We start from the raw sequence: 25,717 nt of genomic DNA on the forward strand, positions 1-25,717 counted from the left end.
ATACGTTCAGCCCAGCGCAACATCCAAAACCATCATTACCACAAATCCAATCAGGACGCCAGCTGTACCAACATGCGAATGCTCGCCAAGATGCGCCTCGGGGATCAATTCCTCGACGACAACATAGATCATCGCCCCCGCTGCAAACGCAAGCAGCCATGGCATCAACGGCGCAATGGAGCCGGCCAGAAAGACGGTCAGGACGCCGCCAATTGGCTCAACAACCCCCGAAAGCGCGCCATAGATAAAGCTGCGCGTGCGCGAAAGCCCTTCCTGACGCAGCGGTAAAGAAATGGCTGCGCCTTCCGGGAAGTTTTGCAGGCCGATTCCAATGGCCAGCGCGAGCGCGCCCGCAAGCGTAGCCGCTTCGCCGTCCTGAGCCGCAAGCGCGAAGGAAAGGCCGACAGCCATCCCTTCGGGCAAATTGTGCAGCGTAACGGCGAACACAAGCATCGTCGTACGCCGCAAACGGGCCGGCAGCCCCTCCGGCTGGTCGCTGCCAGGATGCAGATGAGGCAGCAGCCGGTCAAGCGACTGCAAAAAAACCGCGCCGATCAGAAAACCTCCGGCAGCCGGCAGCCAGCCGGGTGTCCCCTGCTCCCCGGCCATCTCGATCGCCGGCATGAGCAGCGACCAGACAGACGCCGCGATCATTACCCCAGCGGCAAATCCAAGAAACGCTTGTTGAAACGCAGCCTTGATTTCACCACGAAAAAAGAACACCATTGCTGCGCCGAGAGCTGTCATCAGGCAAGTAAAGCCTGTCCCGGCCAATGCCGAAAGAGCTGGATGCATTACACTCATTCCATTCACCTGTTCCGCCGCTTCGCACCAGCACAAAACGACCGCAGAGCGACAATTATCTTACCATGCGAAGCGTAAGGTTGATAAGACGTTTTTCAATCTTGAGTCCGCCTCTCACGTCCAACTTACATGCGGCAGCGCCCTCATGCCGGTAAGGCTGCGCCATTTATGCTTTGGACTTCGCTTCGTGAATATGTTCGTTAATATGTTCCTTTAGCTTCTTAAATGTCTCCTCACTGATGTCATGCTCGACCTTGCAGGCATCCCGCGCCGCCGTATCGGGCGAGACGCCAATGCGTACAAGCCAATCCGTCATCAGCCGATGGCGTTCATAGATGCGCTCAGCAATCGCAAGGCCGGATTCCGCCAACTCGATAAAGCCGTCCGGGTCGACAGTGATATAGCCGTCGCCGCGCAAAAGGCTCATTGCGCGGCTGACACTTGGCTTGGAAAACTGCATGTGCTGTGCGATATCGATAGAACGCACAGCGCCGCGTTCATTTTTAAGAATCAAAATAGCCTCAAGATAATTTTCAGCGGATTCATGAATATTCATACAACTTCCTCTGCATTCTGACGACGCCGCGCCTGTGGATATCGTTCCCCAAAAATCGGCTTCTATTGATTGACTTTGACGCCAGACAGGCGCGGGTTATGTTTATTTTGCAACATCATGGCGCTAAGCGTATGGGATTATCTCCAGTTGGACCACATGGCCCATACCGCCCTGCGTTGTTCTATGATACAATGGCCATTGGGGCGATAGCGGACCGTGCCAGCGCATCGCCCAGGCCATAAAGGTAAAATAAGCGTCCTGCCTTTATTTTACCATAATTGTGGTGCTTTCTCAAGATGCAGGGCACAGGCGTATATACTTTTCCACAAGGTATTATTGGCAGAAATAATTTTCCAGATAATTTACCATTTTCTTCAATTGGCTACTGGTTCTATCCAATATGGTAAATATAAGCCGATTCCTGTATGCTCAAGCAAGAGGTGATGTCTATGAAGCTACACCGTATGCTGGGAAAGAACATTCGATTCTGGCGGGAAGCGCGAGGCTTCACACAGGAAGAGCTGGCCTTTCGAGCGCAAACCAGCTCATCTTATATCAGTAAGATGGAGTTGGGAAAAGAGAATCCGACGATCACAGTCCTAGAACGAATCGCAAAAGCCTTGATGGTGGAACCGTGTATGTTGTTGTTGAATACATGCCGCCTCGCCGAAAACGCAAAGAAAAAACAGACATGTGATCAGCAGCCAGCCTTGACGGATTATCAGGAGGCGCTTGATCGTGCGCCTCCCGAAGTTCAGTACGCCGCATATACATTGTTGGAGGAGGTATGTAAAAAGGATTCGTATGGAACAGTCAAACCGGGCAGCTGTCCTTAGAACCTGTATTCACAGTCGGAGGATGCTGGGCGGGCGAGGAATCTTGTACCCGATCAAGGCAAATTTTTGCAGGCGGGCTGTCGCCCGGCAAGAAAATTTAACGTGGAGCGGGGGCAAAAGACCCGCCTGAGCAGCGTATGGCGACTGTGAATACAGGTTCTTAACAAAAACCACTAAGGCCTTTGCCTTGGTGGTTTTTTGCTGCCTAAAGCAGCATATACTCAACCTCACACATGCATCCCGCCCAAGGGATTCTTTATTTTCTGCGTTAGAAGCATATATGAAACAAGCACATAATATAGGCTGTAAAATTTATATTTCTAAATATATAATACTAATTTACAAGAAAAGAAATTGTGATATAATAAATTTTATGTTCAGTATAGTAATGCTAGTTGGATAGATATAACAAATTTATAAAACACAGACAAAAAGCGGGGAACACGGCAGTGATGACCGGATGGAAGGCAGCAAAGTTCGAGCTTCGGCTTTAGACAATAAAAGAAAGGATTGACAGAAACATATGAGCCAGACCATCTATGGGTATGCGAGGGTATCGACCAGAAGTCAATATGAGGACCGCCAAATGCTGTCCCTCAACAGCCAATTTGAAATTCTTCCAAAGAATATCTTTGTAGATAAACAAAGCGGCAGCCATTTTGAACGCCCGGCCTATATGCGTCTGCTGAAAAAATTGCAAAAGGGTGATTTGCTTGTCATATGCAGCCTGGACCGTCTGGGACGCAATTATCAGGAAATCCAAGAACAATGGCGTCACCTGACGCATAAACTGATGATTGACATCGTGGTTCTCGATATGCCCCTGCTTGATACCCGCGGCCGGCGCGACCTGCTTGGCACACTGATCTCAGACCTGGTATTGCAGCTACTTTCCTTTATGGCGCAAAATGAACGTGAAAACATTCATCAACGTCAATCCGAGGGGATACGGGCCGCGCGGCTGCGCGGCGTCAAATTCGGCAGGCCGACGAAATTTCTGGCGGGCGACCGCGCCCGTGCACAAATCATTCAGGAGTGGCTCGCGCACCGGATCACCGCAGCGCAGGCCGGCGCCGCGCTCGGCGTTAGCACACGCACGCTTTACCGATGGCTTGACAAGGGCATTCTGATACCGTCAAACAAGCAGTTGAAATAAAGTTGTGGTATTTTTCACAGATCTGCACGAAATTATTTATGAATATTTTACGTTTGATTTTTTACAAAATTCAAAACATTTAGTTGCAAAATATCATATTTTCAAGTATCATTATATTGAACTATATAGTTTTATCGCCAATTGAAAAGAGGGATTTATAATTTTGATAAACTCAATTAAAAAAGCCGTTTGGCTGCGTGTTGCTGTGATCTTTTTTGCGCTGGTTATCAGCGGGGTTGGTACAATTGGCGGATTGTCTACAATCAATCGATATAATGATTCTACTATCCAGGCCATCGATCTCTATAGCATGGCGCTTGACGCGCAAAAAGCGCATTATGGCTGGGTGGAAAACCTCAGTTCGGCGATCAGTTTCGACACCGAGTTTACCGGCAGTACAAATTACACGTCCTGTTCACTTGGAAACTGGCTGTACAATACTGATACGTCAACCATTCAGGATGCCCGGATCATATCGCTGATGGAAGAAATGAAGCCGCTCCACCAGAGCATCCACGAATCGGCGACAACTATCCTGCAAACGAATAAAACCGACCCTCAGGCCGCTGCCAAAACATTTTTAAACGAGACGAAGGTCAGTGTCAGCGCCCTTGTTTCCAAATTGGATGAGGTTGTTTCCATCTCCAAGGATCTGCTCGTCTATAATGAACAGCAGCTTGGTCAAGCGATCCTCGTCACACAGGTTATTTCTATCCTGACAATCCTTTTGATTGTGATCGCAAGCTATCTGTTGGTGCGCTATATCATCCGGAAAATTGTGCATCCTATCGTTGAAATCACAGAATCCAGCCGCAAGCTCTCACAGGGAAATTTGAGCTTCCAGATCGACATACGCAGTCAGAATGAAATCGGCGTTTTAGCCCAGAGCCTGAATTCTTCTGTGGCCACGCTTAAGCGTTATGTCACTGACATCTCGGAGCACTTGGGTGAAATTGCAAACGGCAACCTGACGCGTGAAAACAATGTGGAATATATCGGCGAATTTATCGCCATTAAACATTCTATCGAACTGATTTTAAAGCATTTGAATGACACGATGTCTCAGATTCAATGCTCTGCTGGTGAAGTTACAAACGAGTCGCAGCAGGTGTCCATCGGCGCGCAGACCCTGGCACAGGGTTCCACGGAACAGGCCTCAGAGCTTGACCACCTGGTTGCAAGGGTCAACGACATTTCCGAGCAGATCAACAGCAATGCAAAAGAAGCTGCAATCACCCGCGATATTACAATCGATGTGGGCAACCAGATTGAAGACTGTAATCGGCAGATGAGCGAAATGGCACAGGCCATGTACCAGATCAGTGAAAGCTCACAGGAAATCGGCAACATTATCAAAACGATTGACGATATCGCATTTCAGACCAATATCCTTGCGCTCAATGCGGCTGTAGAAGCCGCGCGCGCTGGCGTTGCCGGCAAAGGGTTCGCCGTTGTGGCGGATGAGGTGCGCAATCTTGCCGCCAAGAGTGCTGAAGCAGCCAGTAACACCACCGCTTTGATCGAGCGGTCGCTCACGGCCGTTACCAATGGCGTGAATTTGACAGATTCGACGCAGCAGTCGCTCGGCAGTATTGTGGAGGGCGCGCAGGCTGTCGCTGAGAAGATCAAGACGATTTCAGATGTATCTGCCGACCAGGCGGAGGCAATCGCCGGTATCACGGAGGGGATATCGCAGATTTCCGCTGTTGTACAGACGAATTCGGCAACCTCCGAGGAGAGCGCCGCTTCCGCCGAACAGCTTGCCAGCCAGGCGCAGGTTCTTACACAGCTTGTCAGTCAATTTACGATCAAGCAATCTGTTTGTGCCCAAAGATCTGCCTCCTCCATTTAAGGGTGCGATCCTGGCAATCACATATATCAAGCAAAATTCAAGCAGGGGGCTGCGCAATCAGCGCAGTCCCCTGCTTCCTTTTATTTCAGGCATTTCCTTTTCTGCCAACACCTCTGCACACGGTATAATCTGCTTTTGCGCAGCGCCTGCCCCGCTGTTCGCGGCACAGCCTGTAAAAATGCCGGGAGCTACCCCACTGTTCGCGGCACAGCCGACTAAAGTTTTTTGGCATACCTTTTTTTCAAAAAAGGTATGAAGTTTTTTGCCGAGGCTTTTTTCAAAAAAGCCGGAAAGCTTTTTTGAAAAAAGCGGAAAAAAAGCCGAAAATGCTAAACAATCCAAAGGCCACAACATTGACGGCGACGACCGAGGCGCCAGCAGGCATGGACCATACAAACGACGCGAGCATTCCAAAAAAGAAGCACACAACAGAAACCGCCGCCGAGATCAGCACCACACCCCGGAAGCTGCTACAGACGCGCATGGATGTCAGAGCGGGAAAAATAATCAGGCTGGAAATGAGCATCGCGCCCATTACACGCATGCCCACTACAATTGTCAGCGCCGTCAGCAGCGCAATCAGCATACTGTAAAAGCGCGTGTTGGTACCCGTCGCGCGGGCGAACGATTCATCGAATGTGATTGCAAAAATCTTGTTGTAAAACAGAACAAACAGACAAATCACAATCACAGAAAGCACAATACTCAACAGCACATCCCCCTCGCTCATAGCGAGGATGCTTCCAAACAGATAGCCGTATACGTCGACATTCATCCCAGTTGTCAGCGATGTGACGATGACGCCGGCCGCCAAAGAACCTGATGAAATCAATGCGATCGCCGAATCGCCGCGGATGGCGCTTGACTCGCTGATCCGCAGCAATAAAAACGCCGCTGCGACCACGACCGGCACCGATACGGCCAGCGGCGCAACACCGGCCGCCACAGCGACCGACAGCGCGCCAAAGCCAACATGCGACAACCCGTCGCCGATCATGGAATACCGCTTGAGTACCAGACTTACGCCAAGCAGTGCAGCGCACAGCGAAACAAGGACCCCGACGACGACGGCGCGCAGCATGAAGGAATAGGAAAACAGATGGCGCAGCAGATCAAACATGGCCGTCACCTCCGATGAATTTGCGACAAAGCTCGCTTTTTGCATAGCCGGCGGCTGTTCCATAAAACAACACGCGCGTGTCCATATGCAAGATTTTTCCAGCGTTATGCACCGAACAATTGATATCGTGGCTAACCATCACAATGGTTACGCCCTCCTCGTTGAGACGTCGGAGCAATGCATATAGCTCCGCTGTGACAACCGGATCAAGCCCCGTCACCGGTTCGTCGAGCAGAAGCAGCTTTTCCGTCGCGCACAGCGCCCGCGCCAGCAACACGCGCTGCTGCTGGCCGCCGGAAAGCGCGCGGTACGATTTTTTGACCAGCGCGCCGATCCCCAGCTTTTCGATATTTGCACGCGCAATCCGCCGTTCGGCGGGGGTATAGAAAGGGCGCAGGCCGCGCCGATTGAGGCAGCCAGAGAGCACCACCTCCCAAACAGATGCGGGAAAATCGCGCTGTACAACTGTCTGCTGCGGCAGATAGCCGATCATATTTTGGCAAAGCCCGTCCCCATAGACGATTTCGCCGGAACGCGGCGCTTTCAGGCCAAGCAAGCCTTTGAGCAGCGTGCTCTTGCCTGAACCGTTTTCCCCGACGATGCACACGTAATCGCCCGGTGCAATGTCAAAGCTAACATCATCGACAGCCACCCGGTTTTCATAACGCATGGTCACGTTCCGGCAGGAAATCAGCGCCATCCGTTAAGCCCCCTTTTCAAATTTTCCGCATTTTGTTCCATCAGGGACAGGTACGTTTCACCCGCCGCAAGCTCGTCCTTTGATACATTGTGGCATGAGTGCAGCAGCAGCGGCTGCGCACCCGCCTCCTGAGCAATGGCGCGCGCGACCTTGGGGTCGGTCAGCTCCTCATAATAGATCACAGGGATGTGGTTTTTTTGGATGTTGTCGATGATCTGCGCCACAGCGCGCACACTCGGCTCTGTTTCGCCCGAGCACGAATCGAACGCCGCCGACCAGGCAAGTCCATAATGTTCAGCGAAATAGCGCATGGCAAACCGCCCGCCAAACACAATCTCACGATGCTCCGACATCTGGACAATCTCCATGATTATCCCATCAAGCTCATCAAGCCGCGCCTTATAATCGGCCGCGTTTGTCATAAACAGCCCCGAATCCGCCGGATCGGCCGCAGACAACGCGGCGGCAATATTGTCCACCATCACCTTTGCATTCTGTGGGTTGGTCCAGATATGCGGATCAAAGCCGCCGTGCCCGTTATGCCCGTCCCCCTCGTGGTCATGGGCTTCCTCCTCAAGCGGCACATGCGCCGACACATCGACAACCTGCACATCCCCGTCAAGCCCTTCAATCAGCTTTTGTGCCCACGGTTCCATATGCGCGCCTGTATATAGAAAAATGTCGGCCTGATTGATACGGATAATATCAGCAGGCGTCGGTTCATAAGCATGGCTTTCAACGCCGGGAGGCAAAAGCAGCGTCACATCGGCGCGATCCCCCGCGATCTGCCGCGCAAAATCATATTGTGGAAACAGCGTCGCCACCACCTCTACCCGTTCACTTTCAGGCGACGGCGGCTGCGCGCCGCATCCCGCCAGCAGAGCCGCCGCGCACAGCACAGCAGCCGCCCGTTTTAAAAAACCGGTCACTGTGGTCCCTCCATTTCCTTCTGTTTTGCAGCGCAGCCGGCGCAAAGTCCATACAGTACGGTTTTTGTATGGTCAACCTGAAAGCAGTGGTGCTCCAGCACATGCGCGGCAATCTCGTCCAGACGCTCGCATGACACATGGAAAAGCTGCCCGCAGCCAATACATTTTAAATGGAAATGCTCACGGCAGGCGCCCTGCCCGTCTACATACTGGTAACACGCGCGCGCGCCGTCTCCCAAAAAATAGCGGCGCGCGCGGCCCTGGCTCACGAGCCGGTCAAGACAGCGGTACACCGTCGATTTCCCGACGGGCGACTGCTGCGCGCGCAGGTAATCAAAGACCTCATCCGCAGAGAGATGGCGTTCGCGGTTGTCAGAAAGAAATTGCAGGATCAGCGCGCGCTGCCGCGTTTTATATTCATTTTCCATGCAGTCCTCCGGGGATATAATTTGAAATTGAATTTCAATTTCAAATTATATCCCCTTTTTAATTTTTGTCAAGCGCCTTGGATATTTCACATGCGGCGCACGGGTATCCAGATGCGGGGATATTCTATCGCGTATTATTTCTCCTCATTATTTGGCAATTTGTATAAATATTATTCGGAAAATTCATGCAATCAGATTTAGATGTGAAGATATTCAATGAAACAGGAAAGAATATTTGATAGTAACACGCCCCGCTCCAAATTATAATAAGGACAGTGAACATCACAAGGAAATAATTTTACAGTCTGTTCACAAAACGCACACAAGACTTAGGAGGAATGAAATGATGAAGAAAGCTCTGTCTCTTGCATTTGCATCTTTGATGGTCATGTCTCTGGCAGCTTGCTCAAGTAGCGGCGGCACGGCCTCGACACCGGCTGAATCCACCCCTGCGGCGTCCACACCGGCCGCTCCGGCCGAATCGGCGCCTGCTGCGTCCACGCCCTCCGGCGAGGCTGCCGGCGGCGTTCAGATCAACGCTCCCGACGATGTAAGTATCGGCGTCTGCATTTACAAATTCGACGATACCTTCATGACCGGCGTGCGCAACAACATGCTGCTCGCAGCTGAGGCGCTGGGCATCCCGGCTCCGGAAATCGTGGACTCGCAGAACAAGCAGGCCACACAGAACGACCAGGTCGACACCTATATTACAAAAGGCGTCACCGCGCTGGCTGTCAACCCGGTTGACCTGACCGCCGCCGGCCCGATCATTGACAAGGCGATGACTGAAGGGCTGCCGATCGTGTTCCTCAACCGCCAGCCGTCCGAGGAGGACATGAACAAGTATGACAAGGCCTGGTACGTCGGCGCTCGCGCTGAGGAATCCGGCACAATGTCCGGCGAGATCATCCTTGATTACTTCAAGGCGCATCCGGAAGCAGACAAGAACGGCGACGGCAAAATCCAGTACGTTATGCTCCAGGGCGAACCTGGCCATCAAGACGCAACCCTGCGCAGCCAGTACTGCATTGAGGCTGTCACCAATGACGGCACTTTCGGCGTCGAGGAGCTTGCGGCTGACACCGCTATGTGGGATAAGGTCAAGGCGACCGACCTGATGAAAACATTCATCGCCTCCCACGGAACTGATAAGATCGAGGCTGTCTTCGCCAACAACGACGACATGGCGCTCGGCGCGATTGAAGCTTTGAAGGCGGAAGGCTACAACACCGGCGATCCTGAAAAGTTCATCCCTGTGGTTGGCGTCGACGCGACGGCTCCGGCGCTTGAATCCATGAGCAAGGGCGAGCTGCTCGGCACAGTCCTCAACGACGGCGAAAACCAGGGCAAAGCGTCCATCAACATCGCTGCTGTCGCCGCTGACGGCCAGGAAGTCACCTCCGAGACAATCGGCTACGAAGTGACCGACGGCAAGTATGTCTGGATTCCGTACGTCAAGGTAACGGTTGACAACTATCAGGATTTCATGTAAGCAGCCAACAGCAACTGATTTGAAACCTAAATAGGCAGGCGGCGGGGAACGCGGAACAGCAGGCGCTTTCCGCAGTCTCCGCCGCCTTTTTTCACCGGTTTTTGGGCGGCCGGTTTTGCGGCGCGCGGCGTTTTGCCGCGTGATTTTAAGATAGAAGGAGGAGGACTGTATGGGCGAATATATGCTGGAAATGAACAATATCGTCAAAACATTTCCAGGCGTCACAGCCTTGGACGGCGTCACCTTAAAGGTACGGCCAGGTACCGTGCACGCCCTCATGGGCGAAAACGGCGCCGGAAAGTCCACATTGATGAAATGCCTGTTTGGTATTTATCATGAGGACAGCGGCGAAATTATTCTGGACGGAAAACGTGAAATCATCAACACCTCCAAGCAGGCGCTCGATCTGGGCGTCTCCATGATTCATCAGGAGCTGCACCCCATCCGATTCAGGCCCGTTATGGAAAACATCTGGCTTGGCCGTTTTCCGATGAAGGGCATCGCGGTCGACCGCAGGGCCATGATCCGCATGACAAAGGAACTGTTTGAAAAGGTCGACCTGGATATCAACCCTGAAACAATCGCCGGCGAGCTTTCCGCGTCGACGCTCCAGCTTGTGGAGATCGCGCGCGCCGTCAGCTATAATTCGAAGATAATTATCATGGATGAGCCTACCTCATCCCTTACAGATAATGAAACGGAACATCTGTTCAAGATCATCAATCAGCTTCGCAGCGAGGGACGTTCGATCATCTACATCTCGCACAAGATGGAGGAAATCCTGCGTATCTCCGATGAAGTGACCATCATGCGCGACGGCCAGTATGTCGGTACCTGGCCCGCCAGTGAGCTGACGACCGATCTGATCATCAACCGCATGGTTGGACGCGACATGACAAACCGTTTCCCGGTACGTGATTTCCCGATGCCGCCGCGTGAGACGGTCCTGCGCGTGAAGGATCTGTGTTCCCCGCTGCCCAAATCATTCCAGAACGTCAGCTTCCATCTGCACCGCGGCGAGATTCTCGGTATCGGCGGGCTTGTCGGCGCACAGCGCACCGAGCTGGTCGAGGCGCTGTTCGGGCTGCGCGCGATCGCTTCCGGCATCGTGGAAAAGGAGGGCAAGCCGGCTATCGTCAAAAATGTGCGCGACGCCAAGAGGTTGAAAATTGCGCTGCTCACAGAGGAGCGCCGCGCGACTGGCGTATTCGGCTGTTTGTCCGTACTCGACAACACAGTGATCGCGAGCCAGAAAAACTACGCCAATCACGGCGTTCTCAACCAGAAGAAACGCTATCAGGCGGCACACGACGCTGATAAACAGCTCAATGTAAAGACGCCCACCCTTGAGGCGCTTATGCAGAACCTCTCCGGCGGCAATCAGCAGAAAGTCCTGATCGCGCGCTGGCTGCTCACCGAACCGGATATCCTGATCCTGGACGAACCGACCCGCGGCATCGACGTAGGCGCGAAATATGAAATCTACATGATCATGCTTGAACTGGTCAAAGCCGGCAAAAGCATCATCATGATTTCCTCCGAAATGCCCGAACTGCTCGGCATGTCGGACCGCGTCATGGTCATGTGCGAGGGTAAGGTTTCCGGGTTCCTTGAAAAGGACCAGTTCGACCAGGTTGAGGTCATGCGGCTTGCAACGCAGTTCATGAAATGAGTTCGGAAAGTGAGGTACCAGGTATGCAAAAAGGCAACACGATCTCCCGCGCTACCTATGCGGTCTATTTCTTCATTGTGGCCGCTGTCCTGGTCGTGCTCGGCATTGTGCTGACAATTGCCAATATCAAGGCAATTTACGACCTGCCGGTTATCGTTATCGGCATTGGCGTCATCGTCGCCTTCTATGCTTTGTCGCAGTATATGCGCCGCGACTCCCTCGGCGATGTGACCATCTCCTCGAAAACGGCGAAAACGTTTTTGACAAACAACGCGATCATTCTCGCGCTGCTTGTGCTCGTCGTGATTATCTGTATCAAAGAGCGCAAATTCATGCAGGTGCGCGTTGTGCTCGATATCCTGACACAGTCGTCCACCAAGCTGATCATCGCGCTTGGCATCTGCTTTACGCTGCTGATCGCAGGTACGGACCTCTCGGCCGGACGTATGGTCGGTCTGGCGTCGGTCATCTCCTGCTCCATGCTCCAGACAGCTACCTATGCAAACCGCTTTTTCCCGGACCTGCCGCAGGTCCCGATCATCCTGCCGGTCGCGCTGTCCATCCTCGCCTGCATGATGTTCGGCGGGCTTAATGGGTTCCTTGTCGCCAAATACGATATGCATCCGTTCATCGCAACGCTGGCTACACAGGTTATCATCTACGGCGCGTGTTCGCTCTACTTCGACATGCCCCCCAACAACTCGCAGCCCATCGGCGGCGTGCGCGACGACTTCGCCTTGCTTGGCCAGTTTAAAATCGGCGCCAAAGCGTTTGGCACCAAGTTCCCCGGCATCTCCATCCTTGTCCCGATCGCGCTGGTTGTTCTGGTCGCAATCTGGTTTGTCCTCAACAAGACGGTGTTCGGTAAAAATGTCTACGCCATCGGCGGCAACCGCGAAGCTGCGGTCGTCTCCGGCGTCAACGTATTCCGCACCACCATGGGCATCTTCATTCTGGCCGGCGGTCTGTACGGCTTCGCGGGCGTTCTGGAAGGTGCGAGGACTGCGGGCGCGACAAACAACTACGGCAACGGTTATGAGCTTGACGCGATCGCCGCATGCGTCGTCGGCGGTGTTTCGCTCAACGGCGGTATCGGTAAGGTCGGCGGCATCCTCTCCGGCGTTCTGATCTTCACCGTCATCCAGTACGGGCTTCAGTTCATCAATGTCTCCCCGATGTGGCAGCAGGTCATCAAGGGTATCATCATTGCGGTCGCGGTTGCGATCGATCTGGCGAAGTACAGGAAGAAATAACCAAACAAATGATACAAAAGGGCTGGTTTTATAAAAAACCAGCCCTTTTCTTTTTTGTGGAAAAGTGCTATAATACCATCGATGTTATGATGTCAAATTGATTCAGTATACAAGGAGGGGTCTTTCTGTACAGCATTATGCTTGTCGACGACGAAGCGGAAATCCGCGACGGCATTCAGCGTAAAATCGACTGGGCCGGCAGCGGCTTTACATTTGTCGGCTCGGCCGAAAACGGCCAGGAAGCTCTGGAGCTTGCCGAATCGCTGCATCCCGACGTTGTCATGACTGACATCAAGATGCCGTTTATGGACGGCCTGACGCTTGGACGCCATCTGACCGAACGCTTCCCCGGCGTCAAGCTTGTGTTCTTTTCGGGCTTTGACGATTTTGAATACGCGCAAAAGGCCATTCAGATCGGCGCGGCCGAATATATTCTAAAACCCGTAAGCGCCGCCGAGCTGACCGAAGTGCTGCAAAAACTGCGCGGGCAGCTTGACGCGGAATTTGCTGAAAAGCGTGATATTGAACGGCTTCGCTCGTACTACGAGCGAAGCCTGCCCGCGCTGCGCGGGCAGTTTGTGGCCGGCCTGCTTGACGGGCGCATTCCGCGCGGGCAGATTGCCGAGCAGGCCGCTCTGTACGGTGTGCAGCTTGTTGGAACACAGTTCGCGGCTGCGCTGGCCGGATTTGAATCGGATATTCCCGAGGACGCGCCGATCCGTCAGCGGGAGCTGCTCCAGTTCTCGGTCAAGCAGTTGATGGAGGAGGCGCTCGGCCGTCATTTCAGGGGGATTACAGAACTGTATAACGGCTCTGTCGCCGTGATCGCCGGATTTGACGATCCGGGCGGCGTCCTGGAATTCATCAGCAGCCTGGACCAGGCGTGCAAGCTGGCACGCCGTTTTTTACAATTGACGCTGACAGTCGGTGTAGGGACCGTGTGCGATACGCTTTTTGATCTTCATTACAGTATGGATGGCGCGCGCGGCGCGCTTGACTACCGCGTGCTTGTCGGCACAGGCCGCGCCATCTACATAGACGATATTGAGCCGGACGCCGCTGCGCAGATACCTTTCGACGAGCAGGACAAACGGGAGCTGCTTTCGGCGATTAAGCTTGGCGCGCCTGACACAATCCGTCAGTCGATCGACCGGTTCGTCGGGCGCTTTTATGAAACGCGCCTGCCTATCGGGCAATATCAGCTCTATCTGATGGAACTGACTGCGGAGCTTGTCCGTCTGGCACGCGCCTATCAGCTTGATACGGCCGATGTGTTCGGCCCCGATTTCGCCGCCAGCCTGCGGCTGGAGGCTTTCGACTCGCTTGACGAATTAAAGGCGCGTTTATCCGAATTGTGCCTGCGCATCAGCGAACTGATCCGCCGTGAGCGTTCAAATTCGACGCGCGGCATCGCAGAAGGCGCCAAGCAGTTCATTGCGGAGCATTTCAGCGATCCCGATATTTCGGTCGAAATGCTCTGTGGCCATCTGCACGTCTCCCCCGCCTACTTTTCAACACTCTTTAAAAAGGAAACCGGCATGAGCTTTGTAGCCTGGCTGACAAATGTACGCATGGATGAAGCGGTCAAACTGCTCTCCACAACTGAAGATAAAACATATGAAATCTCGTTGAAGATCGGCTATACCGAACCGAATTATTTCAGCTATGTTTTTAAAAAGCAGTTTGGCATGTCGCCAACAAAATACCGCGGCAGCCGGGACGCCGTTCATGCGTAAGGCGGCGGGAGGATGGCTGGCACGCGCAACCAATTATTACCGCCGGCGCAGCATTCAGTTCATGATCTCGCTTTCCTTCTCCATCGCGGCAATGGCCGGAATGCTCTTTCTCGGCTTTGCGCTGTACCTGCGGTTCGCCGCCTCCACTGAGGCGATGGTCCGCGAGGAAAACAAGCGCGTGATCGATCAGGTCAATATCAACCTTGATGTCTACCTGCGCAATATGATGCGCGCATCGGATGCGATGTACTACCGTGTGATCAAAAACGCCGATCTCGCCGATGAATCGATCCACCAGCAGATGGATCTGCTCTATGAGACGAACCGCGACCTGCTTGTCAGCATTGTCGTGGTTGGGGAAGACGGCTCGCTTATCGGCGCTGCGCCTGTCTCCATGCTCAAGCCGACGGTCGATCCCCCTGAACAGGAATGGTTTATCCGTGCCATAGACCGGATTGAAAACCTTCATTTCTCCACGCCGCACGTGCAGAACCTGTTCATCGATCCGGGTTACAATTACCGGTGGGTCGTTTCTCTTTCGCGCGCTGTCGAGCTGACGCGCGCCGGCGCCGTGACACGAGGCGTTTTGCTTGTGGATATGAATTATTCCGGTATCGAGCAGCTCTTTAAAAATGTCAACCTGGGCGGCTCCGGTTATGTCTATCTCGTTGACAGCGCCGGCGAGATCATTTACCACCCGCGCCAGCAGCTTCTTTACTCCGATCTTCTTTCCGAAAATAACCGTGCCGCCGTCGGCTATGACGATGGCAGCCATGTGGAAACCTTCGACGGTCAGGAACGGATTGTCACCATCAAAACGGTTGGTTACACTGGCTGGAAGATTGTCGGTGTCACACCGATGCAGGACGCAGTATCCGACTCCTACGCCATCCGCACCTTCGCTGTGTTCATCATTCTGTTTACCATCTTCCTGATGATCTTTGTCAATCTGTTTATATCCTCGCGCATCGCCAACCCGATCAAGCGTCTGGAACGCTCCGTAAAGGGATTGGAGGGCGGCAATTGGGATACGGAAATTGCAGTCGGCGGTTCCTACGAGATAGCGCATCTCGGCAAGACGATCCGCACAATGGTCGCTCAGATGCGCAGGCTGATGGACGATATTGTGGCCGAGCAGGAATCGAAGCGCAAAAGCGAATTCGATGCGCTGCAAAGCCAGATCAACCCGCATTTTCTCTACAATACGCTTGATTCCATCGTTTGGATGATTGAGAATGAGCGTTATCCCGAAGCCGTCACAATGGTTACAGCGCTGGCGCGCCTGTTTCGGATCAGCCTGTCCAAGGGCAAAACAATCATATCGGTTTCAGACGAGCTTGGGCATGCACGCAACTATCTGACCATCCAGACCATGCGCTATAAAAACAAATTCACTGTATCGGTCGATGCCCAGCCGGAAACGCTTGGACTTTCGACCATCAAGCTGATCATTCAACCGCTTTTGGAAAACGCGATCTATCATGGCATGGAATTTGCCGACGGGGATGGGGAGATCTGCGTGCGCGCCTATCTGGCGGATGGTGACCTAATCATCGATGTCACAGACAACGGCTGCGGCATTCCCGCTGATGTATGTGCCACGCTGCTGACCGACGAGACGCGGGTGCCCTCCAAAGGCTCCGGTATCGGGCTTCGCAATGTACACCAGCGCATCCGCCTGTATTACGGCGAACCATATGGCCTGACGGTCATCAGCGAACCGGATGTTGGTACAACAATCCGTGTGTGTCTGCCTCAGTTTGCGTATGGCGGCGCGCAGCCATTAAAGGAGGGGGCCGTATGACAAAGCGCAGGGCGCTTGCTTTCCTGCTTCTGTTCTGTATGTTTGGACTCGGCTTTTTGCTGTTGGCTTTTGACGCTTTCGGGCAGGACCCCCCGACTGAAATTTACCGGATTTCTGTCATTGTGCGCGGACGCGCCGGAGACAGTTGGGAATCCATCCGGCAGGGCGCTGATCAGGCCGCCAGTGAAATGAATGTCGATTTGAGCTTTATTACGTTGTCCGAGGAAAACAACAGCACCGAACAGATTGCGCTTTTGCAGCGCGAAATTGACGCCGGCGCGGATGCAATTGTTTTGTCCGCGGCGGACAGCGCGGCTCTGGCCGCGCCGGTCGAACGGGCCGCGGAAAAAGCGCCTGTCATCTGCATTGAAACGGGCGTTGACAGCGGGTCTGTCTCCTCATATATTTCGGCCGACAACTATGAAATGGGATTGCAGCTCGGTGAGGAAATTATCTCCAGCGGAAACGCGCGCAAACGGCTGGTTGTGGTAGACAGCAGCCTGCAATGCGCCAGCGTCGCGCAGCGCCGCGCCGGACTGATGCATGTTCTCGGGCGTATCGGCGGCGAAATTGAGGTTTGGACTCTGCCGGACGGAGATCCCTCTGAAGCGTCGCGTGTGCTTGCCTCACACATCGGCAAAAAGACGACCGATGTGATTGTCACACTTGATACAAGTGCGCTTGAACTGACTGCCCAGGCAGTCAGCGATATGCGGGCGCACTATCTCGACCTGTTTGGAATTGGTTCAACCGGGAAAATTGCCTCGTTTATTGAAAACGACATTGTCACCGCCACAGTCGTGCAAAATGATTTTGCAGTTGGCTATCTTGGCGTCAAGGCTGCGGTTGACAGCATCCGGGGCCATATCCCGGAATCAGACACCATTGTTGGGCACCAGGTTGTCAACTGGTCTAATATGTATGATCCCGAGGTGCAGCGGCTGTTATTCCCATTTATCCGTTGATGAACCGCAGATGCAAGGAGGCATTGTTTATGAAAACTCGTCTCAAAGCCACGGCGCTGCTTGCCGGCGCGTTCTGCTGCCTGCTGCTTCCAGGCGGCTGCGCGGACAAACCATCCGAGTCCATGGCGCCCGACCCCATCCGCATTGGCGTAACGCTCTACCGGCAGAGCGATACGTTTATTTCGCTGCTTGCTTCCAATCTGCTTGACTGTGCCAAGGCGCGCGAAGCGCAGGACAATGTAAAAATTACGCTCAATATTTTGGATGGTACCGGAAACCAGGGGACCCAAAACGAACAGGTCGACCGTTTTCTGGCGCAGGGGTATGACGCAATCTGTGTCAATGAAGTCGACCGAACCGCCGCTTCCGTCATCATCGACAAAGCGCGTGCAGCCGATATTCCTGTCATCTTTTTCAACCGCGAGCCGGTCGGCGAGGATATGCAGCGGTGGCAAAATGTCTATTATGTCGGTTCCGATCCGCGCGAAGCAGGCGGTATGCAGGGACGCATCGTCGTGGACCTTTACGATGAGAATCCTGCGTCCGTTGACCGCAACGGCGACGGACGAATCCAATATGTCATACTGGAAGGCGAACCGGGCCATCAGGACGCAACCCTACGAACTGAAAGCTGCATTGCCGCGCTGACTTCCGCCGGCGTCGACATTGAAAAGCTTGCCAGCGAACCTGCCAACTGGCAGCGCGCGCAGGCCTCGGCGAAAATGGCGCAATGGCTTACTGATGCGCAGCTACGCGACCGCATTGAGGTCGTATTCTGCAACAACGACGACATGGCGCTCGGCGCGATCGACGCCTACCGCGCCGCTGAAATCCCTGAGCTTCCTGTCATTGTCGGCATCGACGCCACACCGCCGGCGCTTTTGGCAATCCAGGACGGTTCTCTGGCTGGCACGGTGCGAAACGATGCCCAAGGGCAGGCGCAGGCGATTTTCGATCTGGCCTATGCGCTTTCCACCGGCGCAAACCCCCAGGAGGCGGTACCCATGCTGGATGGGCAGTATGTCTGGGCGCCGCATTCGATTGTGACCATCGGCAATGTGATGCAGGAATACGGCTGAACGTCTGTTTCTTGTAAAAATACCCCTTTACAAGCTTCCGAAAACATGCTATAATATTTGCATTGATCTCGGGAGCATAGCTCAGCTGGTTAGAGTGCCTGCATCACACGCAGGAAGTCCAGGGTTCGAGTCCCCGTGTTCCCACCAAAAAAGCGGCATGTTTTTAACATGCCGCTTTTTAATATATCTGTTCCGGATTTTTCTTCGGACTTTCTCGGAGGACGCCATGAAACCATTCAAACAGGAACAGCTCCAGGAGCTTCTGACATACTATGAATCCATCCGTGAATCAGGCGGACAGGAACTGCTCATCGCGCTGCTGCGTGAAATCCAGGCTCTCTGCGGCTGCGTACCGCCAGACGCGCAGGCTGCCGCCGCCACCGCCATGAAAACCGCCCCAGCCGCCGTGGCGGCACTTGTGAAACGCCTGCCCGGACTGAACGCCGCGCCCTATGCGCACCGTATTGTTGTCTGTACAGGTCCGCGCTGCGCGGCCAAGGGCGGCGCGGCTGTGCTCAAGGCGTTCGAGGAGGCGCTTGGCGTCAAAGCAGGCCAGGTCACTGACGATGGCCGTTTCCTGCTGGATACACAAAATTGCCTCAAGCAATGCGGCAGCGCCCCCAATACACGCATCGACGGCGACCTGTTTAAACAGGTCGCTCCCGCTCTTGTGCCGGACATCCTTGCACGGTATCCGTAATGCCGGCAAACGCTAGCCAGTTAAAAGCCCCGTTTTAATTTGCCTGTTTGGCAGTCCGGGGCTTCTCTTTTAAGTAAAAAGGAGGCGCGACCATGCCCTTTGAAGGATTTGATTTTACCGGATTTTGGGACGACTGTGACTATGCGCTCAAGGCGTATGTCTGTGACCCGCCCACGGACCAGCTGATCGCTGAAATTGAACAGGAGCTGGGCTACAAGCTGCCCGCGTCCTATATCTGGCTGATGAAACAGCACAATGGCGGCATCCCTGCAAATACTTGCTTCCCGACCGGCACACCCACAAGCTGGGCGGAGGATCATGTGGCTATCTCTGGTATTTTCGGTATTGGACGGGACAAAAACTTCTCCTTGTGTGGAGGTTTGGGCAGCCAGTTCATGATTGATGAATGGGAATACCCCGCAATCGGCGTCGCCATCTGTACCTGCCCCTCCGCCGGGCACGACATGATCTTTCTGGATTACCGCGGCTGCGGGCCCCAGGGGGAGCCTGCGGTGGTACATATCGATCAGGAGAGCGACTATCAGATTACGCCGCTTGCAGACAGCTTTGAGGATTTTATCCGCGGCTTGGCAAGCGAGGACGAATATGCAGAGGACCCGGACGAGCGTAAAAGCGAGGAGCTTACAAAGGTACTCGGCGCGCCCTTCTCGCCTCTTTTGCTGAAGCTGTGTCAAAAAAGCGGCGATCCGGATGCGGTCAAGCAGTGGATTCGCGACCTTGCGGCCCAAATCGTGGAGGAAAAGGGCTTTTTCGCCCTCCACGGCGATGAACCTTCCTATGTCCTCTATGATATTCAATTCTGGTTGTATGAAAATGCCCATCCAGGTGTGACACAGTCGGAATTTCTTGACGCTTATCCCCGGATTATCCAATTGGCAAGCGGCTTCAGCACGGGCGGCTATGCGCCCGGTTTTATTGCCGAATGGCTAAAGGAACGCAAACGATCGGGCGCGATCCTGGAGCGCGACGGCGCGCTCTCCCTGTCAGACGGCGCCAAGGCCGCCTTGGCAGAACAGCTTGAAAGGAACTCCGCCCAGCCCAACCGCCCCGACGCCTGCGCAGCCGAGACGCTCGGAGATGAGCGGGAACAGGACTTTATTATGGATGGTGCAATTGCACATCTGGAAAATATCAAGGAAAAAAATCTGCCTGTTGACGAGATTACGGCGTATAATCATTTGGCCATTTATCTGCGCTGGTGCATGGAGCATGATCTGATGAGCGCCGGTTTTTTGCAATGCTATGGCATGATTGCCGGACAGGCCAAGGCGCATCCGGAAAAAGTGCTCCTGCGCGAATTTTTGCGCGATGTGCTGGATGGGCTGCTGTTGCGCTCTTACTTCAACGAGCAGGGCGCCGCGTTCGCCGATTATTACTATGGCGAAGGGGGCGCCCCCTATTTCCCCGCGGATATCGACGATTATGCATTGACATACTTTGGCCAAGCGCGCTATCACTCCGATGAATTCCAGGATGAGGCGTATCTGTTCGTCCCGTTTGACGAAGATTACTACCAAGGTATGGCCCGCGTCATCGGCCGGCGCTGGTCGGTCTGGCAGCAGAATGGGCAAGTTTTAGAGGACGCCGAACCGTCTGATTTGGCAAAGGCTATGATGGCGTATCTCGACTGCCCCTGCCAGTATTTTCCGCCCATGACGGACGACGACCCGATTACGGCCGCTTACGGCTATGCCAGGCGGCGCGGCCAGAGCGAAGGATACATCCCGGTGTTGGTCACGGTAGACGACACCTTGTGGGAATGCCTGATTATGAATTCCGACCCGGACAGCGATGGGGCGGACGGTTTTTCCTTTGATCCTATCCGGGTGAGCCAGTATCGCCAGGCTATCCTTGCCCGGCCGGTCGAGGATGGCAAGGCTGTCCTTGACCAATTGATTGTGGAGCGCCGGGAGGAAGCCGAGGACGACGATATGGATTGGCCGGCTGAGATTCTGGGCGAGATCGGCGGCGGCGAGAAAAATGACCGCTTTTTAAGCTATTGGTCCTATTCCACAGGCAAAACGCTGCCGCTGATTCTGGCGAAGATCCCGGCGCGGCATCCGTGGGAGGTCTTTGCCTATCTGCCCTTTGGCGGATGGAACGAATGCCCCAACACGCCTGAATTGATGGCGATTGCAAAGCATTGGTACAAGCAGCACGGTGCTGTTCCCGCTGCAATGACACACGATGAACTTGAATTCAGCCTGCCCGCCCCTGTTCCCCGGGAGCAAGCCATACAGTTGGCGCTGGAGCAGTACGGCTTCTGCCCCGATGTGGTCGATCAAGGTGGGGAGGACGCTACGGTGGGCACGCTGGCCGACACGCTCTCGCGCTCTGCGGCCTGGTATTTCTGGTGGGATTGACGCGGGGATATCACAGCAGGCGGTAATGTGGCGTCTCCTCGTCAAACCAGCGCCAGCGCAGCCAGTCGTCTAGCAGGATAGCGGGCAGCGACAGCAAAAACCACAGGTTCATATACAAAAGGCACACCTGACCAAGCAGATTATACGGCAGATCCGAATAGTCCCAAATGCCAAGCCCCAGCCAGACGTTCAGCACCAGGCCGGCGGCAAGCTCCATCAACGTGACAATGACTGCCGACAGCACCATTTGGGAAAGCAGGGAGACGCAGCTTGGACAGTCCTCATTGATTCGTCCGATCAACAGAAAACAACAGCCTCCAAGCGCTGCCATTGAAACGTGTGTATGCCCCCGCCATACGAGCTCTGTCAGGCAGTAGAGGGCGCCGCCTGTCAAAAATAATAAAATATGCTTCACTGGTTTATGCAGATCGTACATACTTTCACCCCTTTGACGCTCTATAGCAACATATGCACGGGCAGGTTGTACAAAGAAGCAGCTTGAATCTTGTAAAAAGGGCTGTGCCGCAATCGCGGCACAGCCCTTTTTATTGATCGAAGCATTTCCTTTCAAACGGAACGTTTATTTTAGGACAGCGCTGCTCAGGATATAAAATTCCTCCTGGCTTGGCTGCTCCTTCTTTTCCATATATTCCAAAGCGGCGTCGAACTGCTGTGCCTGCGCCTCGTCAATGTGCATGGCGGGGCTGCCATGATAGACCCATTTTCTTCCATCGAGCGCGCCCGGCTTCAGCTCTTTTGCCATCATCGCAGCCGGGAACGTCCCATCCTCCATGCAGATGTTGTATTTTTTGCAGCTTTTAAAGCCGCGTCCCACATAGTTACCCGGATTGCCAAAGATGACGATTGTATCATAGCCAAGCGCAGCCGCCCGCTCAAAGGAATGCTCCATCATCCGTTTTCCGTATCCCTTTCGCTGATACGCCGGCAAAATGCTGACCGGCCCAAAGGTCAGGATTCCTTTTTCCTGCCCGGACTCATCCATCAGCTTCGCTTTTGTATACATGATGTTTCCGATCACCTGTCCGCCGATTTCAACCACAAAGTCAAGCTCCGGCAAAAAATCCGCGTGGCCGCGCATGACATGCGCCAAATAGTGCTCCACACAGCCGGGAATATATAAATTCCAAAACGCTTTCCTTGTGATTTCTTCGACCCTCTGATAATCCGTTTCTCTTTCATTTCGAATTAAAATCTGATCATTCATTCACAATCTTCCTTTGCGCCAACAGACAGGGGCAGACGTTGTCTGCCCCTGTCTGTTGACGGTATCATTCGATCAAAAGGAATCAACGGACCAGCTTGTCAAGCAGCGCCGCGATCTCCCCGATTTTTTCGTCCGCGCTGCCGCTGTCAACAGCTTCGCGCACACAGCCCTCCAGATGCGCGCGCAGCACCTCGCGGTTGGCGCGCCCTAGAATGGATTCCGCAGCCATAATCTGGTTGGATACGTCGATACAATACCGATCCTCCTCCACCATGCGCAGAATCCCGTCGATCTGACCGCGCGCAGTTTTCAGCAGGCGCGCGACCTGTTCACGGTCGGCCCGCATCAGCCCAGCGAAACAACGTCATAGCCCGCGTCGGTCACGGCGGCGCGGAGCTGTTCGTCGCTTACACGGCCTTCCGTTTCGATCGCAGCCGTTTTAGCCTCCAGATCGACCTTGGCCGCCACGCCATCGAGCGCGTTGAGCGCCTTTTCTACGCGTGCCGAGCAATGCCCGCAGCTCATACCTTCAATTACCATTGTCTTTTTCATCGCCGGTACCTCCGTTTTTTCGTTGATTTTTTCTTCGATATTACTATTTGTATTTAAAGCCGCTGCATGGCGCGGTTTAAACAGCTTCAGCCGCAGGGCGTTCGAAACGACGCACACGGAGCTTAAACTCATCGCTGCCGCGCCGAACATGGGATTAAGCTTCCAGCCGAGAAGCGAATAGAACACGCCGGCTGCCAGAGGGATGCCGATGGTGTTGTAGAAAAACGCCCAGAACAGATTCTGGCGGATGTTGCGGATGACGGCGCGCGACAATTCCACAGCCGTCACAGCGTCGAGCAGGTCGCTTTTCATCAGCACAACGTCGGCCGATTCAATCGCGACGTCCGTGCCCGCGCCAATTGCAATGCCGACATCGGCGCGGGTCAGGGCTGGGGCGTCGTTGATGCCGTCGCCGACCATCGCGACCTTTTTGCCCTGCTCCTGAAGCGACGCGACCTCGCGTTCCTTGTCCTGCGGCAGCACTTCGGCCACGACGCGCCCGATCCCAAGCGTCCGGCGGATCGCCTCGGCAGTACGGCGGTTGTCGCCGGTCAGCATCACCACGTCAACGCCCATCGATTTAAACGCGTCGATTGCCGCGCGGCTCGTCGGCTTGACGGTGTCCGCCACGGCTACAACGCCGATCACTCGGGTCTCATCCGCAAAGTAGAGCGGCGTTTTCCCCTGCTCCGACAGGGATTCTCCCTGTTCCCGAAAGCCGCCCATATCAATGCCGTTCTCCTCCATCATACGCGGATTTCCCGCAAAATACAAGTCCCCATTGACACGCGCGCAGATCCCTTGTCCCGCGACCGCTTTAAAATCGGTCACACTGTCCATACGCAGGCCGCGCGCCTCGGCCTCGGTGACAACCGCGCCGGAAAGCGGATGCTCCGACGGCTTTTCAATCGAAGCGGCAAGCGTCAAAAGGCCCTCCTCTGTCAGGCCGGAGGCTGTCAGCACATCTGTGACGCGCGGCCGTCCCTCCGTGACCGTGCCTGTTTTGTCAAGCACAACAGTATCGACCGTGTGCAGCGTCTCAAGCGATTCTGCCGATTTGATCAGGATGCCGTTTTCCGCACCCTTGCCGGTACCGACCATAATGGCGACTGGTGTTGCCAGGCCAAGCGCGCACGGGCAGGAGATAACCAGCACCGCGATCCCGATCGACAGCGCGAATTCCACCGAATATCCAAGCACAAGCCAGACGATGGCCGCCAGCACCGCGATCCCGATGACAACGGGTACAAAGACGCCGCTCACGCGGTCAGCAAGCTTAGCAATCGGCGCTTTTGAATTCGCAGCGTCCTCCACCAGCCGGATAATCTGCGCGAGCGTCGTGTCCGCACCAACCTTGGTGGCGCGGAATTTAAACCAGCCGGTCTTATTGATGGTCGCGGCTACAACGCGGTCGCCCGGGTGCTTTTCCACCGGGATGCTCTCGCCCGTGATCGCTGATTCATCGATCGCGGCGCCGCCCTCGACCAGTTCGCCGTCGACCGGGACGCTTTGGCCGGGACGCACAACGATGAGATCGCCGACGGCGACCTGTTCGACAGGTACCTCCATCTCCACACCGTCGCGTTCAACAACAGCAGTTTTTGGCGCGAGATCCATTAATTTTGTGATCGCCTCGGAAGTCTTGCCCTTGGATCGCGTCTCCAAAAACTTTCCGAGTGTGATCAGCGCCAGGATCATACCGGCCGATTCAAAATAGAGGTCCATCGAATACTGTGCAACAAGGTCCATATCGCTGTGTCCCAGGCCCCAGCCGATCATATAAATCGCCACGACGCCGTAGACGAGCGCAGCTGTCGAACCGATTGCGATCAGTGAATCCATATTCGGCGCGCCGCGCAGCAACGTTTTATAACCAACCTGATAGTATTTGCGGTTGACATAAACGATCGGCAGCGTCAAAAGAAGCTGCGTGAACGCAAACGAAAGCGCGTTTGCATTGCCATGAAGGAAATGCGGGAGCGGCAGCCCCATCATATGCCCCATTGAAATGTAAAACAATGGAATCAAAAACAGAAACGATACAATCAAACGGCGTTTCATATTTTTGATTTCATCTTTCATCGGAGCGGCGCCCTCACGCGGCGCGCTGTGCGCCGCCGTTTGCGCCGCCGTGCGCGCCGAGGCCCCATAGCCAGCGTGCTCAACCGCAGTGATGATCGCCGCGTCATCGACGGCGCTTTCATCGTAATCGACCGCCATATTATTGGAGAGAAGATTGACGGTGACAGAGCGCACGCCCGCTACCTTCGCCACGCTCTTTTCCACGTGTGCTGAACATGCCGAGCATGTCATGCCGGTTACATCAAATGTTTGTTTCATGCTGTTCACCCTTTCACCCCCGGGGGGAGGGGGTGTTTAGATTGTATACCCAATCGATCTCTTTGTCAAGTATTTTTCTGACATTTGATCACAGAATAAGCTCTGCCGGCGGCAGAGCAGGCGGCCGGTTT

21 protein-coding genes, 1 tRNA gene and 1 pseudogene are annotated in these 25,717 nt (G+C 54.4%); 13 read left to right on the forward strand and 10 right to left on the reverse strand.

Annotation, left to right across the window (positions count from 1 at the left end; all coding sequences use genetic code 11):
* Positions 1 to 6: 6 nt before the first annotated feature.
* Both FMM72_RS12795 and FMM72_RS12800 read right to left on the reverse strand, forming a co-directional pair.
* Positions 7 to 804, reverse strand: coding sequence for a ZIP family metal transporter (locus FMM72_RS12795; protein ID WP_162221647.1), 798 nt, complete (start codon positions 802 to 804; stop codon positions 7 to 9).
* A gap of 166 nt (positions 805 to 970) precedes the next feature.
* Positions 971 to 1,360, reverse strand: a complete 390-nt coding sequence (locus FMM72_RS12800) for a metal-dependent transcriptional regulator (protein ID WP_160208921.1) — start codon at positions 1,358 to 1,360, stop codon at positions 971 to 973.
* 449 nt (positions 1,361 to 1,809) lie between these two features.
* Between FMM72_RS12800 and FMM72_RS12805 the strand changes: the two genes are divergently transcribed.
* The 3 genes from FMM72_RS12805 (at position 1,810) to FMM72_RS12815 (ending at position 5,204) form a co-directional block, all read left to right on the forward strand.
* Positions 1,810 to 2,196 carry a helix-turn-helix domain-containing protein gene (locus FMM72_RS12805; RefSeq protein WP_160208920.1) on the forward strand — a complete coding sequence of 129 codons (387 nt, stop codon included), beginning with the start codon at positions 1,810 to 1,812 and terminating at the stop codon, positions 2,194 to 2,196.
* A 523-nt stretch (positions 2,197 to 2,719) separates the two neighbouring features.
* Positions 2,720 to 3,352: a recombinase family protein gene (locus tag FMM72_RS12810; RefSeq protein ID WP_160208919.1), complete on the forward strand. Its 633-nt coding sequence runs from the start codon at positions 2,720 to 2,722 to the stop codon at positions 3,350 to 3,352.
* A 163-nt stretch (positions 3,353 to 3,515) separates the two neighbouring features.
* Positions 3,516 to 5,204 (forward strand): methyl-accepting chemotaxis protein, encoded by a 1,689-nt coding sequence (locus tag FMM72_RS12815; protein WP_162221648.1) that lies wholly within the window; start codon positions 3,516 to 3,518, stop codon positions 5,202 to 5,204.
* A gap of 277 nt (positions 5,205 to 5,481) precedes the next feature.
* On the opposite strand, the gene FMM72_RS12820 is transcribed toward FMM72_RS12815, so the two are convergent.
* The 4 genes from FMM72_RS12820 to FMM72_RS12835 are packed head-to-tail and all read right to left on the reverse strand — an operon-like array spanning position 5,482 to position 8,381.
* The gene (locus tag FMM72_RS12820) at positions 5,482 to 6,324 is read right to left on the reverse strand and encodes a metal ABC transporter permease (RefSeq protein WP_162221649.1); all 843 of its coding nucleotides are present in this window, start codon (positions 6,322 to 6,324) and stop codon (positions 5,482 to 5,484) included.
* Entirely contained in the window at positions 6,317 to 7,024 is a 708-nt protein-coding gene (locus FMM72_RS12825) for a metal ABC transporter ATP-binding protein (protein WP_160208916.1), read from the reverse strand. Before FMM72_RS12825 ends, FMM72_RS12820 begins: the two co-directional genes overlap by 8 nt.
* Positions 7,015 to 7,953, reverse strand: coding sequence for a metal ABC transporter solute-binding protein, Zn/Mn family (locus FMM72_RS12830; RefSeq protein ID WP_162221650.1), 939 nt, complete (start codon positions 7,951 to 7,953; stop codon positions 7,015 to 7,017). The genes FMM72_RS12825 and FMM72_RS12830 overlap by 10 nt, the downstream gene beginning before the upstream one ends.
* A complete protein-coding gene (locus FMM72_RS12835) occupies positions 7,950 to 8,381 on the reverse strand; it encodes a Fur family transcriptional regulator (RefSeq protein ID WP_160208914.1) in 432 nt (143 codons plus the stop codon). Before FMM72_RS12835 ends, FMM72_RS12830 begins: the two co-directional genes overlap by 4 nt.
* A 343-nt stretch (positions 8,382 to 8,724) precedes the next feature.
* On the opposite strand from FMM72_RS12835, the gene FMM72_RS12840 reads away from it, so the two are divergent.
* The 10 genes and pseudogenes from FMM72_RS12840 to FMM72_RS17215 all read left to right on the forward strand — a co-directional run.
* Positions 8,725 to 9,876, forward strand: a complete 1,152-nt coding sequence (locus FMM72_RS12840) for a galactose ABC transporter substrate-binding protein (RefSeq protein WP_162221651.1) — start codon at positions 8,725 to 8,727, stop codon at positions 9,874 to 9,876.
* Between the two features lie 169 nt (positions 9,877 to 10,045).
* A complete protein-coding gene (locus FMM72_RS12845; RefSeq protein WP_160208912.1) occupies positions 10,046 to 11,548 on the forward strand; it encodes a sugar ABC transporter ATP-binding protein in 1,503 nt (500 codons plus the stop codon).
* 23 nt (positions 11,549 to 11,571) lie between these two features.
* Positions 11,572 to 12,801: a galactose/methyl galactoside ABC transporter permease MglC gene (gene mglC / locus FMM72_RS12850; protein WP_160208911.1), complete on the forward strand. Its 1,230-nt coding sequence runs from the start codon at positions 11,572 to 11,574 to the stop codon at positions 12,799 to 12,801.
* A gap of 137 nt (positions 12,802 to 12,938) precedes the next feature.
* Entirely contained in the window at positions 12,939 to 14,537 is a 1,599-nt protein-coding gene (locus FMM72_RS12855) for a response regulator (RefSeq protein ID WP_162221652.1), read from the forward strand.
* A complete protein-coding gene (locus tag FMM72_RS12860) occupies positions 14,530 to 16,341 on the forward strand; it encodes a cache domain-containing sensor histidine kinase (RefSeq protein ID WP_162221653.1) in 1,812 nt (603 codons plus the stop codon). Before FMM72_RS12855 ends, FMM72_RS12860 begins: the two co-directional genes overlap by 8 nt.
* Positions 16,338 to 17,306: a substrate-binding domain-containing protein gene (locus FMM72_RS12865; protein WP_160208908.1), complete on the forward strand. Its 969-nt coding sequence runs from the start codon at positions 16,338 to 16,340 to the stop codon at positions 17,304 to 17,306. The genes FMM72_RS12860 and FMM72_RS12865 overlap by 4 nt, the downstream gene beginning before the upstream one ends.
* Before the next feature lie 29 nt (positions 17,307 to 17,335).
* Entirely contained in the window at positions 17,336 to 18,385 is a 1,050-nt protein-coding gene (locus tag FMM72_RS12870; RefSeq protein ID WP_180322927.1) for a galactose ABC transporter substrate-binding protein, read from the forward strand.
* Positions 18,386 to 18,455: 70 nt separating this feature from the next.
* Positions 18,456 to 18,532: transfer RNA gene (locus FMM72_RS12875), tRNA-Val, on the forward strand.
* Between the two features lie 79 nt (positions 18,533 to 18,611).
* On the forward strand, positions 18,612 to 19,085 hold the full coding sequence (locus FMM72_RS12880; protein ID WP_160208906.1) for an NAD(P)H-dependent oxidoreductase subunit E: 474 nt from the start codon (positions 18,612 to 18,614) through the stop codon (positions 19,083 to 19,085).
* A gap of 95 nt (positions 19,086 to 19,180) precedes the next feature.
* A pseudogene (locus FMM72_RS17215) lies at positions 19,181 to 21,469 on the forward strand (DUF4253 domain-containing protein); the annotation flags it as partial.
* Positions 21,470 to 21,479: 10 nt separating this feature from the next.
* Here FMM72_RS17215 and FMM72_RS12895 read toward each other — a convergent pair.
* The 4 genes from FMM72_RS12895 to FMM72_RS12910 all read right to left on the reverse strand — a co-directional run bounded on the left by FMM72_RS12895 (position 21,480) and on the right by FMM72_RS12910 (position 25,586).
* Positions 21,480 to 21,905, reverse strand: coding sequence for a putative ABC transporter permease (locus tag FMM72_RS12895; RefSeq protein WP_160208905.1), 426 nt, complete (start codon positions 21,903 to 21,905; stop codon positions 21,480 to 21,482).
* Positions 21,906 to 22,049: 144 nt separating this feature from the next.
* Positions 22,050 to 22,694, reverse strand: coding sequence for a GNAT family N-acetyltransferase (locus FMM72_RS12900; protein WP_162221655.1), 645 nt, complete (start codon positions 22,692 to 22,694; stop codon positions 22,050 to 22,052).
* A gap of 82 nt (positions 22,695 to 22,776) precedes the next feature.
* Positions 22,777 to 23,040 carry a metal-sensing transcriptional repressor gene (locus tag FMM72_RS12905; protein WP_087216459.1) on the reverse strand — a complete coding sequence of 88 codons (264 nt, stop codon included), beginning with the start codon at positions 23,038 to 23,040 and terminating at the stop codon, positions 22,777 to 22,779.
* On the reverse strand, positions 23,040 to 25,586 hold the full coding sequence (locus FMM72_RS12910) for a heavy metal translocating P-type ATPase (RefSeq protein ID WP_162221656.1): 2,547 nt from the start codon (positions 25,584 to 25,586) through the stop codon (positions 23,040 to 23,042). Before FMM72_RS12910 ends, FMM72_RS12905 begins: the two co-directional genes overlap by 1 nt.
* Positions 25,587 to 25,717: the final 131 nt, after the last annotated feature.

It is taken from the genome of Anaerotruncus colihominis (assembly GCF_010206195.1).
GTDB lineage: Bacteria > Bacillota > Clostridia > Oscillospirales > Ruminococcaceae > Anaerotruncus > Anaerotruncus colihominis_A.

What these genes read in the sequence shown, in the direction of transcription:
- mglC (WP_160208911.1), top strand. Translation starts at nt 11,572, where the DNA reads ATGCAAAAAGGCAACACGATCTCCCGCGCTACCTATGCGGTCTATTTC.
- FMM72_RS12825 (WP_160208916.1), bottom strand. Translation starts at nt 7,024, where the DNA reads ATGGCGCTGATTTCCTGCCGGAACGTGACCATGCGTTATGAAAACCGG.
- FMM72_RS12840 (WP_162221651.1), top strand. Translation starts at nt 8,725, where the DNA reads ATGATGAAGAAAGCTCTGTCTCTTGCATTTGCATCTTTGATGGTCATG.
- FMM72_RS12865 (WP_160208908.1), top strand. Translation starts at nt 16,338, where the DNA reads ATGACAAAGCGCAGGGCGCTTGCTTTCCTGCTTCTGTTCTGTATGTTT.
- FMM72_RS12860 (WP_162221653.1), top strand. Translation starts at nt 14,530, where the DNA reads ATGCGTAAGGCGGCGGGAGGATGGCTGGCACGCGCAACCAATTATTAC.
- FMM72_RS12905 (WP_087216459.1), bottom strand. Translation starts at nt 23,040, where the DNA reads ATGCGGGCCGACCGTGAACAGGTCGCGCGCCTGCTGAAAACTGCGCGC.
- FMM72_RS12855 (WP_162221652.1), top strand. Translation starts at nt 12,939, where the DNA reads ATGCTTGTCGACGACGAAGCGGAAATCCGCGACGGCATTCAGCGTAAA.
- FMM72_RS12805 (WP_160208920.1), top strand. Translation starts at nt 1,810, where the DNA reads ATGAAGCTACACCGTATGCTGGGAAAGAACATTCGATTCTGGCGGGAA.
- FMM72_RS12820 (WP_162221649.1), bottom strand. Translation starts at nt 6,324, where the DNA reads ATGTTTGATCTGCTGCGCCATCTGTTTTCCTATTCCTTCATGCTGCGC.
- FMM72_RS12910 (WP_162221656.1), bottom strand. Translation starts at nt 25,586, where the DNA reads ATGAAACAAACATTTGATGTAACCGGCATGACATGCTCGGCATGTTCA.
- FMM72_RS12810 (WP_160208919.1), top strand. Translation starts at nt 2,720, where the DNA reads ATGAGCCAGACCATCTATGGGTATGCGAGGGTATCGACCAGAAGTCAA.
- FMM72_RS12845 (WP_160208912.1), top strand. Translation starts at nt 10,046, where the DNA reads ATGGGCGAATATATGCTGGAAATGAACAATATCGTCAAAACATTTCCA.
- FMM72_RS12895 (WP_160208905.1), bottom strand. Translation starts at nt 21,905, where the DNA reads ATGTACGATCTGCATAAACCAGTGAAGCATATTTTATTATTTTTGACA.
- FMM72_RS12900 (WP_162221655.1), bottom strand. Translation starts at nt 22,694, where the DNA reads ATGAATGATCAGATTTTAATTCGAAATGAAAGAGAAACGGATTATCAG.
- FMM72_RS12795 (WP_162221647.1), bottom strand. Translation starts at nt 804, where the DNA reads ATGAGTGTAATGCATCCAGCTCTTTCGGCATTGGCCGGGACAGGCTTT.
- FMM72_RS12870 (WP_180322927.1), top strand. Translation starts at nt 17,336, where the DNA reads ATGAAAACTCGTCTCAAAGCCACGGCGCTGCTTGCCGGCGCGTTCTGC.
- FMM72_RS12800 (WP_160208921.1), bottom strand. Translation starts at nt 1,360, where the DNA reads ATGAATATTCATGAATCCGCTGAAAATTATCTTGAGGCTATTTTGATT.
- FMM72_RS12880 (WP_160208906.1), top strand. Translation starts at nt 18,612, where the DNA reads ATGAAACCATTCAAACAGGAACAGCTCCAGGAGCTTCTGACATACTAT.
- FMM72_RS12835 (WP_160208914.1), bottom strand. Translation starts at nt 8,381, where the DNA reads ATGGAAAATGAATATAAAACGCGGCAGCGCGCGCTGATCCTGCAATTT.